Source organism: Desulfovibrio sp. (assembly GCF_018379785.1).
Lineage (GTDB): Bacteria > Desulfobacterota > Desulfovibrionia > Desulfovibrionales > Desulfovibrionaceae > Desulfovibrio.
Genome location: NZ_JAGZUV010000042.1, coordinates 18,308 through 27,297 on the forward strand (window position 1 = coordinate 18,308; position 8,990 = coordinate 27,297).

The following is an 8,990-nucleotide window of genomic DNA, read 5'->3' on the forward strand; positions in this document are numbered from 1 at the left end:
CAGTTCGCCTTCTTCTCTGACCACAGGGACGTGCTCCTCATGCGCCACAAGGTCCGTCTCCGGGCGCACGGCCGGAGAAACCGGCTGGGCGGACGCGGGGACTTCGGCGGGCCGGGGCTTCGGGGCCGCTTCCTTTTTGGGCGCGGCGGCCTTGGGAGCTTCCTTGGGCGCGGTTTTGGGAGCGGCCTTGGCGGCCGTCTTGGATGCGGTTTTGGCTTTGCCGGAAGTTTTCTTGGTAGCCATGCGTCAGCTCCTCTACTCGGCGGTAGCCTGGTCTGCGTTGAGCGCGGCGAGCACTATGGCGCGGATATCCAGGCAAACAGGGCAGTTGCTGATGCAGCGGCCGCAGCCGTTGCAGGAGAATGCCCCCCAGTTTTCAGGATAGGTGGAGAACTTGTGCGACACGCGGTTGCGCATGCGGAAGGCTTTGAGCATGCGCGGGTTGTGGCCGCTGGCCTCGCGGGTGAACAGCGAGGACATGCAGTTGTCCCAGCTGCGCAGGCGGCGTCCGCCCTTTTCGCTCAGGCCTTCGCCTTCGTCCGTGATGCTGAAGCAATAGCAGGTGGGGCAGAAGTAGGTGCAGGCCCCACAGGACAGGCAGCGGTCGGTCTGGCTCTGCCAGAACTCCGTATCGGCGAACAGGGCCGCCAGTTTTTCCGGCGCGCCCTTGATGTTGGGCGCGGGTTCCAGGGTGGCCCAGGCGGCTTTGCGCGCGGCCTCGGCCAAGGGGAACTGTTCCGCGCCGTCGGGCAGATCCGAGGCGGCCAGCAGTTCCTCGCCCTTGGGCGTCACGGCCTGAAGCACGTAGCCGCCTTCAATCTCGGTCATCAGCACATCCGATCCCTCGGGGGAGGAAGGACCGCCGCCCACCCAGTGGCAGAAACAGGTGTTGCAGCCGGAGGCGCAGGTGATGGTGACCACCGTGAGCGCCTCGCGCCGAGCCTTGTAATAGGGATCGGCGAAAGGACCTTGCAGGTAGGGCCGGTCCAGCACGGAAAAACCGCGCGCGTCGCAGGGGCGGCAGGCGAAGACCACCGTGGGCTGGGCCTCAATGCTGTCGTCCAGGCTCATGGTCACGCGTTCGGGATTTTCCGGGTCCTTGCTTTTTTTATAGCTCACCAGGGTTTCACACTGGGGCAGTACCGCCGCCTTGGGCGGCACGGTGGCCTTTTCCAGAGTGAAGGGCATGCCCCGGCTCCAGGGCTCGTAGACCACGGAGCGCTTGTTGGCCGGTTTTTCCACCGGCACCAGCACGCGGCGGCCGTTTTGCGAGAGGAAGGCCAGAAGGCCGGGCAGGCCGTCGGATGTGACAAAGCGGGTAGTGCTCATTTCCAGTCCCTCTCATGAATGTTCTTTTCTTCCAGTTCATAGCCCAGCAACGGCGGCACGGCGGCGGGGTCAAGGCCGGCCTTGTAGTCGTCGAAGAGCCGGCTGACGGCGCGGGCGATCTGCTGGCGCAGGGCCAGGATCGGGATGCCCACCGGGCAGGCCCGCTGGCACTCGCCGCAGCCCGTGCAGCGCCCGGCCAGGTGCAGGGCGTGGATGGTCTGGAAGAAGAGTTTTTCGCGCGTGCTGTCCTCCTGGCTCATCCAGTGCGGGTCGCGGCTGTCGGAAACGCAGAAATCGCGGCACACGCACATGGGACAGGCGTTGCGGCAGGCGTAGCAGCGCAGGCAGCGCTCCATCTGGCCGCGCCAGAAGGCCATGCGCTCCTCAAGGCTCATGGAATCCAGCAGGGCCAGTTCCGGCGGAGTGTACGCGCCGGGCTCCACCTTGACCGGCTCGCCCGCGCTCGTGTCGGCCAGCACGGCCATGGGCGTGGTGCAGCCGTAGCATTTGCCCTGGGCGAAGTCGGTCATGCAGAAACGGTGTTCCTTGCCGTCGGCCGTGATGGTCACCCCGGCCTCGTCATAGGCCACCTTGTCGATCTTGGTGTAGCGGCCCAGCTCTTGGTTGACGCGGGCCATATCCAGCGTCCCTTCGCAGGGCAGGGCGAAAATGGTCACGTCCTCGCGCTTGATCAGGTTTTCCTGCAACAGTTCCACCACCGAGCGCGAATCGCAGCCCTTGACCACGATGCCCACCTTCTTGCCCTTGAAGGAGGGCAGGTAGACGGCCGGGTTATTGACGTTGAAAGGCCCCCAGACCAGTTTGTCCACGTCTTCCGGGGTCTTCATGAACAGGGGCACGGTGTGCGCGCCGTCATAGCCCTGCTGCCAGCCGATGACGCAGTCCAGTTCCGGCAACTTGGCCTTGATGGCTTCCTTGAGCTGATCCAGGGCGGCGTTTTGGCCGGTGCCCAGGGGACGCAACGAGGTCAGGGCCATGTCCGCGATCTTCAGCAGGGGCTCGGCGTCCTCCAGGCGGGGCGCGGGGCCCAGCTTGTGGATGCGGTCGGTAAAGACCGTGACCACCTGTTGCCAGCGCTGGCCTTCGGAGGCCGAAACCCAGGTGTACTCGAAGCGCCGCTCGTCAATGCCCAGCACGGGCAGAAACTGTTTGAGCACTTCCAGACGGCGGCGGGCGTAGAAGTTGCCCGCGGCGTAGTGGCAGTCACGCGGGTGGCAGCCGGAAACCAGCACGCCGTCCGCGCCGTTGAGCAGGGCCTTGACGATGAAGAGCGGGTCGATGCGGCCCGAACAGGGCACGCGGATGATTCTGAGGTCCGTGGGCTGCCCGGCTCGGGCCACGCCCGCCGTGTCGGCGCCGCCGTAGGAGCACCAGTTGCAGAGAAAACCCACAATCCGCAGTTCTTTGCCGTTCAGCACTGGCATAGCGCGTTCACCTCCGCAAGAATCTGGTTGTCGGTGGCGTGGGAGAGCTGGATGGCGCCCTGCGGGCAGGTGGCCGTGCACAGGCCGCAGCCCTGGCAGACGGTCTCAATGACCTGGGCTTTCTGCTCGCCGCGGATCTCCACTTCCTTGATGGCCCCGAAGGGGCAGCAGCGGATGCACTTGCCGCAGTCCACACAACGGCGGATGTCCACCTGGGCGATCTGCGGGTCGCTCTCCAGCTTGTCGCGGGCGAAGAGCGCCAGCACTTTGGCCGCCGCCGCCGAGCCCTGGGCCACGGAGGCCGGAATGTCCTTGGCCCCCTGGCAGACGCCCGCCAGGAACACGCCGGCGGTATTGGTTTCCACAGGCTTGAGCTTTACATGGCTTTCCATGAAGAAGCCGTAGTGGTCGTAGGAGATGCGCAGCTTTTCGGCCAGTTGGGGCGAGCCCTTGCTGGCTTCGATGCCCACGGCCAGGACCACCAGGTCGGCCTTGATCTCCACGGGCTCGCCCAGCAGGGTGTCCACGCCCATGACCACGTACTGGCCGTTGCCGTCGGGGTAGATGCTCGAAACGCGGCCCCGGATGTACTCCGTGCCGTATTCCTCCATGGCCCGGCGGGTGAATTCGTCGTACATCTTGCCCGGCGCGCGGATGTCCATGTAAAAGACGTAGGACTGGGAATCAGGGATGTGGTCCTTGGTCAGCACGGCCTGCTTGGCCGTGTACATGCAGCAGAAGCCCGAGCAGTAGGGCCGCCCGATGGATTTGTCACGCGAGCCCACGCATTGGATGAAGACCACCTTCTGCGGCTCGCGGCCGTCCGAGGGGCGCAGGATGTGGCCGCCCGTGGGGCCGGAGGCGGACAAGAGGCGTTCGTACTGCAGCGAGGTGATCACGTCGGGATATCTGCCGCCGCCGTATTCCTCGTACACGGTCCAGTCCATGAGATCGTAACCCGTGGCCGCCACGATGGAGCCCACTTCCTCGGTGACGATCTCGTCCTGCATGTCGTACTGGATGGCCCCGGTGGGGCAGATCTTGGCGCAGACGCCGCACTTGCCCTTGACGAACTGGCGGCAGTGCGCGGCGTTGATGACCGCCTTTTTGGGAATGGCCTGCGGGAAGGCGATGGTGATGGCCGTGGTGGGGCCGGTAAACTCATTGAAGGCGTCGGGCGTCTTCTTGCTGGGGCATTTTTCGGTGCAGGCCCCGCAACCCGTGCATTTGCTCCAGTCCACGTAGGCGGCCTTCTTGCGGATCTTCACTGTGAAGTTGCCCACATAGCCCGAGATGTCCTCCACTTCCGAGTAGGCGTAGAGGGTGATGTTGGGGTGCTGGGCCACGTCCACCATCTTGGGGCCCAGAATGCAGGCCGAGCAGTCCACGGTGGGGAAGGTCTTGTCCAGCTTGGCCATCTTGCCGCCGATGGTGGCTTCGCGCTCCACCAGGATCACCGGCACGCCGCCGTCGGCGCAGTCCAGGGCGGCCTGGATGCCCGCCACGCCGCCGCCGATGACCAGCACCTTTTTGGTCACGTCGAAGGATTTGGCCTGCAGGGGCTTGTCGTTGCGCAACTTTTCCACGGCCAGGAGCACCAGTTCGGCGGCCTTGTTGGTGTTGGCTTCCTTGTCCTTGCCGATCCAGGAGACGTGCTCGCGGATGTTGGCCATTTCGAACATGTAGCGGTTGAGCCCGGCCCGTTCCACGGTGCGGCGGAAGGTGGGCTCGTGCATGCGCGGCGTACAGGAGGCCACCACCACGCCGTCCAGCTTGTGCTCGTGGATGGCGGCCTCAATGGCGGCCTGGCCCGGCTCGGCGCAGGTGTACATGGGGTCGTCGGCATAGACCACGTCCGGAAAACCGCGGGCGATTTCAGCCACTTTGGCGCAGTCCACAGTGCCGCCGATATTGCTGCCGCAATGGCAGATAAAGACGCCTATTCTCATGATCTGTCTCCTTCGCCGGCCTGCGCGCTGTCAATTTTGCGCAGCAGATCGTCGGCGCTGACGCGGAGTTTTTCAAGGCCGAGGTGCTCGGGGGCGATGCCGAAGGCCAGGCCCATCATCTGGGTGAAGTAGAGCACGGGCATGCGGAAGAAGGCGTCGGCCTCCTTGGCGGCCTGTTTCTGGCGCAGATCCAGGTTCATCTGGCAGAGCGGACAGGCCACCACAACGGCGTCCACGCCCATTCGCGTGGCCAGCTCCAGAATGCGGCCCGAATTGCGCGCGGTCATGGCCCGTTCGGGAATGCCGAAGGACGCGCCGCAACAGACGGTCTTGAGCGGAAAATCCACCATTTCCGCGCCGCAGGCGGAAAGCAGGCTTTCCATAAGGGTGGGATTTTCCGGGTCCCCGAAGTCCATGATTTCCGGCGGGCGGCTCATCAGGCAGCCGTAATAGGCGGCCAGCTTGACGCCCTTGAGGCTCTTTTTCACCATGGCGGCAATGGCATCGGCGTCGTAAACCTGGGCAATGCCCTGCATTACCGAGGTGACCGGAGGAAACTGCGCCGCCGCCGGGCTGTCCAGCAGCTCGTCCACGCGCGCGCGGAACTCGGGATTTTCCATGCGCTTGGCCGCGTGGCGCAGATTGGACAGGCAGCTGGGGCAGGGCGTCAGCACGGTTTCGGCCTGCTCGCGGGCCGCGATGTCCAGATTGCGGACGCAGAGGGCCGCGGAAAGCTCGGTGTCCACGGCGTGGGCCGGGGTGGAACCACAGCAGTTCCAGCCGGGCAGTTCCTCGAGATACATGCCCAGAGCCGCGCATACGGCCTGGGTGGATTTTTCATAATCCGCCGAGGAGCCTTTGGCCGAACAGCCGGGATAGTAGGAAAACTTCATGGCCGCACCCCCTCGCGTTTGGCGCGCTCCTTATAGCGCTGCATGATCCGGGCCACGGCGTCGGCCCCGCCGCCGGGGATGGCGTGGGGCTTGAAGCCCAGCTTTTTCTTCTTCAGCGCCTCGGGCGCGAGATCCAGGTCGGTGAACAGGCGCATGGAGCGCATCATGTACAGCGCCATGGTGCCGATCTCGTAAGTGCGGCCGAAGGCGCGCACGGTGTCGAGAAAGGAGAACCAGAATTTTTCCACCTTGGGCACGGCCACCCGGCCCTCTTTGCGGGCCATGTGCCGCAGGGTCTCCATGACCGCCGCCACGTCGATATTGTTGGGGCAGCGCAGGGAACAGGTGGAACAGGACAGGCACAACCAGATAGAGCGCGAATTGAGCACCTCATCTTTCAGGCCGAGCTGCACGCCGCGCATGATCTGATTGACCTGCCGGTCGTAGACAAAACCTGCCGGGCAGCCGGCGGTGCAGTTGCCGCACTGGTAGCAGGTAGAAACGTTTTGGCCGCTTTGCGCCTCCACTTCCGCCGTAAAGGCGGCGTCGCGCATCCGGCTCAGGTTGATGGCGTCGTTCATGACAACTCTCTGGTTAGAGGCTGAAGGACAGGGCGGATGAAAGCCGAATTTTTTTTGGTATCTACAGGAGAATATAGTAAAAATCTAGGTGCTGGCCGGGAAAAGTCAAATATAAAATCTTTTCTTTCACAACCTCCTGGTATCACGCGTATTTTGAGCCAGATTCCAGGCCGCGCGCAGGCCCAGAAGATAGCTCTGCACGCCGAAACCGGCGATGCTGCCCGCGCTGACCGCCGAGAGGACGGACTCGTGGCGGAAAGCTTCGCGCGCATGCACATTGGACATATGCACTTCCACCACGGGCACGCCGAGAATGGCGAGCGCGTCCGCAATGGCGTAACTGTAATGGGTCCAGGCGCCGGCGTTGATGAGCACGGCCCGGGTGCCCTCGTCAGGGACGCGGTGGATGCGTTCCACCATTTCCCCTTCGTGGTTGGTCTGGAAGGTTTCCAGCTCCACGCCCAGTTCCTTGGCCAACTCCGCCAGGGCGGCGTCGATGTCCGCCAGGGTGGCCGTGCCGTAATGGGCCGGGTCGCGTTTGCCGAACATGTTCAGGTTGACGCCGTGCAGAACCAGAATCTTCATGGGGTGCTTCCGTTATTGAAATATATCTCAGTGCGCGCCGTACAGGGCGGCTTCCAGAGCCTGCCGGGACGCGGCGGGCAGGGGCCTGCCGGTCCAGAGCCGGAACTGGGCGTCGCCCTGGCCGAAGAACATTTCCAGGCCCGTGACGCAACGCCGCCCGGCCTGCCGCGCCTCGCGCAGAAAGCGGGTTTCCAGCGGGTTGTAAACGATATCGTAGGCCAGGCCCACCGTGCTGCCGTCACCGTAGGGATTCCCGCCCGCTCCGTCTATCGCGGATGCGACATGGCCGGGCGCGGCCAGGCCGAAATCATAGGGGCTTTCTTCCTCATATTTGCCGCGCATGCCCAAGGGCGTGGCGTTGATGATCAGGCCGGCGGGCACATCGTGGCGCTGCTCCCAGGGCACGGGCGTAAAGCCGAAGCGCTCGGCCAGGGGCAGGTGGCTGCGGTTGGAAGGCGTTGCCGCAAAGACCGTGCGGCAACGGCGCAGACGCAGCCCGGCGGCCACGGCGTGGGCCGCGCCGCCCGCGCCCAGCAGGAGCGCGTCCACGGTTTCCAGGGGCACGCCCGCCAGCGGGGCCAGAAAGCCGCTCACGTCGGTATTTTCACCGCAGAGGGCTTCGCCGTCCCAATAGATGGTGTTGGCCGCCCCGGCCAGTTCCGCCTGCTCGCTGATCCTGTCCAGCAGGGGCAGCAGGGCCATTTTGTGCGGAATGGTCACCGAGCAGCCCCGGATGCCCAGCAGGCGCACGCTGTCCACAAAAGCGGCCAGGCGTTCCGGCGGCACTTCCCAGCGCAGATAGACAGCCGGAATGCCCAGCGCCTGGAAACCACTGTTGTGCAGCAGTGGTGAAAGGCTCTGGGCCAGGGGCCAGCCGATCACGCCGTAGAGATCCGTGGGCAGAAAAGGCGTCGGGGAACTCTGGGCCATACGTTGCTCCTGAAAACATGCCGCCGCAAAAAATTCGGCCGGGCGGCGTCCGGCATGGGCTGTCAGTAGGTGCGCACCAGGCGCAGAATGTTGCCCCGCGACACTCCGGCGGCGGTTTCCGGGCTGAGCCGGGCCAGCAGAGGGCGGTACTTGGTGATGTTGCGGGGATACGTCTCCCAGTGGCCCACCACGTCCGTGCCGATCATGAATCTGTCCGGGTGGCGGCTGAGCAGCGCGGCCCAGACGTCCAGCGAGGCGTCATCCCTGGCGATGTAATTTTCAAACACCAGCCAGGAAATGTCGAAATAAAGATTCTTGTGCCGCTGCAATGCGTTGTCGGCGATTTCCGGCAGATTGAGCACCTCCACCCGGCGCGAGACGCCCACATGAGCCCAGATGATCCTGGCCTTGCGGTTGTGGCGCAGGGCGTTTTCCATTTCCTGAAGGTAGAGGGGCTCCCGGGCGTAGGACGGGGCGATGTTGTGGTGGATAAGCACCGGCATGCGCATTTCGGCGGCCAGATCATAGACCGGCAGCATGGCCGGATTGTCGGCGCGCGGTGGCTCGCCGTAGGTCAGGGCCGTGAGGTCGTCGTGGCGGCACATGATTTCGCCGATGCCCGCGATCCGGCCGGGAAATTCCTCCAGCAGGCGGCGCAGCAGAGGCGCGGCATTCATGTCGTTGGCATTGACGCCGCACACAAAAGGCAGAAAGCGCCGGCGCACGTGTTCCGGCGCTTCGCCGAGATGCTTGAGCAGCAGGAAGTCCGTACCGCTGTAGTAATAGCAGCGGGAGTCGTTGGACATGTAGTATTTGGGCTTTTGCGGCGCTGAGGGATCCCACTGCTTGATCATGGGCATGCCGAACAGCACGGCGCGGCCCACGCAGACCTTGTCCATGGCTTTGGTCAGGGCTTCCAGGCCGTCCGTGCCCTGGAGAAAATCCAGGTAATGCAGATGGGAATCCACAAATTCACTGTCGGAACCGGCCGCGGGAACCGTCCCGTCGACCTGCGGCGTTTTCCGCGCCGCCGCCAGCAGGGCGGAAGGAGAAGAGGCTGTCAGGGCCGCCGCCGTGAAGGCCGCCTTTAAGAAGTCGCGTCTGCGCATATCCGCCCCCTGGGTTCCTTGCCAGGATAGCTCATCGCGCGTTTACGGGCAAGGACACGCCTGAGGAGGGGCAGGGCAGACGCATCTAATTCCAGCCTTTGTAGACCTCTTATTTGCCGTGATAATCCGTCAAAACCAGCCTTTTATGCGCTGGCTGCGTCATCTGGCG

8 protein-coding genes are annotated in these 8,990 nt (G+C 64.3%); all 8 read right to left on the minus strand.

Annotated features, from left to right (window positions below; all coding sequences use genetic code 11):
- Positions 1 to 255 precede the first annotated feature (255 nt).
- Positions 256 to 1,329 (minus strand): 4Fe-4S dicluster domain-containing protein, encoded by a 1,074-nt coding sequence (locus KH208_RS09955; protein ID WP_291435919.1) that lies wholly within the window; start codon positions 1,327 to 1,329, stop codon positions 256 to 258.
- A complete protein-coding gene (locus KH208_RS09960) occupies positions 1,326 to 2,774 on the minus strand; it encodes a hydrogenase iron-sulfur subunit (RefSeq protein WP_291435921.1) in 1,449 nt (482 codons plus the stop codon). Before KH208_RS09960 ends, KH208_RS09955 begins: the two co-directional genes overlap by 4 nt.
- The gene (locus KH208_RS09965; RefSeq protein WP_291435924.1) at positions 2,762 to 4,723 is read right to left on the minus strand and encodes a CoB--CoM heterodisulfide reductase iron-sulfur subunit A family protein; all 1,962 of its coding nucleotides are present in this window, start codon (positions 4,721 to 4,723) and stop codon (positions 2,762 to 2,764) included. The genes KH208_RS09960 and KH208_RS09965 overlap by 13 nt, the downstream gene beginning before the upstream one ends.
- Positions 4,720 to 5,616, minus strand: coding sequence for a CoB--CoM heterodisulfide reductase iron-sulfur subunit B family protein (locus KH208_RS09970; protein ID WP_291435925.1), 897 nt, complete (start codon positions 5,614 to 5,616; stop codon positions 4,720 to 4,722). Before KH208_RS09970 ends, KH208_RS09965 begins: the two co-directional genes overlap by 4 nt.
- Positions 5,613 to 6,197, minus strand: a complete 585-nt coding sequence (locus KH208_RS09975; RefSeq protein WP_008683217.1) for a 4Fe-4S dicluster domain-containing protein — start codon at positions 6,195 to 6,197, stop codon at positions 5,613 to 5,615. Before KH208_RS09975 ends, KH208_RS09970 begins: the two co-directional genes overlap by 4 nt.
- A 126-nt stretch (positions 6,198 to 6,323) precedes the next feature.
- Positions 6,324 to 6,782, minus strand: a complete 459-nt coding sequence (gene aroQ, locus KH208_RS09980) for a type II 3-dehydroquinate dehydratase (protein ID WP_291435929.1) — start codon at positions 6,780 to 6,782, stop codon at positions 6,324 to 6,326.
- A 27-nt stretch (positions 6,783 to 6,809) separates the two neighbouring features.
- On the minus strand, positions 6,810 to 7,712 hold the full coding sequence (locus KH208_RS09985; RefSeq protein ID WP_291435931.1) for a shikimate dehydrogenase: 903 nt from the start codon (positions 7,710 to 7,712) through the stop codon (positions 6,810 to 6,812).
- Positions 7,713 to 7,774: 62 nt separating this feature from the next.
- A complete protein-coding gene (locus KH208_RS09990; protein WP_291435933.1) occupies positions 7,775 to 8,821 on the minus strand; it encodes an amidohydrolase family protein in 1,047 nt (348 codons plus the stop codon).
- Between the last annotated feature and the right edge of the window lie 169 nt (positions 8,822 to 8,990).

Coding starts and splice junctions, on each gene's coding strand:
- KH208_RS09955 (WP_291435919.1), bottom strand. CDS start 1,329: ATGAGCACTACCCGCTTTGTCACATCCGACGGCCTGCCCGGCCTTCTG.
- KH208_RS09960 (WP_291435921.1), bottom strand. CDS start 2,774: ATGCCAGTGCTGAACGGCAAAGAACTGCGGATTGTGGGTTTTCTCTGC.
- KH208_RS09965 (WP_291435924.1), bottom strand. CDS start 4,723: ATGAGAATAGGCGTCTTTATCTGCCATTGCGGCAGCAATATCGGCGGC.
- KH208_RS09970 (WP_291435925.1), bottom strand. CDS start 5,616: ATGAAGTTTTCCTACTATCCCGGCTGTTCGGCCAAAGGCTCCTCGGCG.
- KH208_RS09975 (WP_008683217.1), bottom strand. CDS start 6,197: ATGAACGACGCCATCAACCTGAGCCGGATGCGCGACGCCGCCTTTACG.
- aroQ (WP_291435929.1), bottom strand. CDS start 6,782: ATGAAGATTCTGGTTCTGCACGGCGTCAACCTGAACATGTTCGGCAAA.
- KH208_RS09985 (WP_291435931.1), bottom strand. CDS start 7,712: ATGGCCCAGAGTTCCCCGACGCCTTTTCTGCCCACGGATCTCTACGGC.
- KH208_RS09990 (WP_291435933.1), bottom strand. CDS start 8,821: ATGCGCAGACGCGACTTCTTAAAGGCGGCCTTCACGGCGGCGGCCCTG.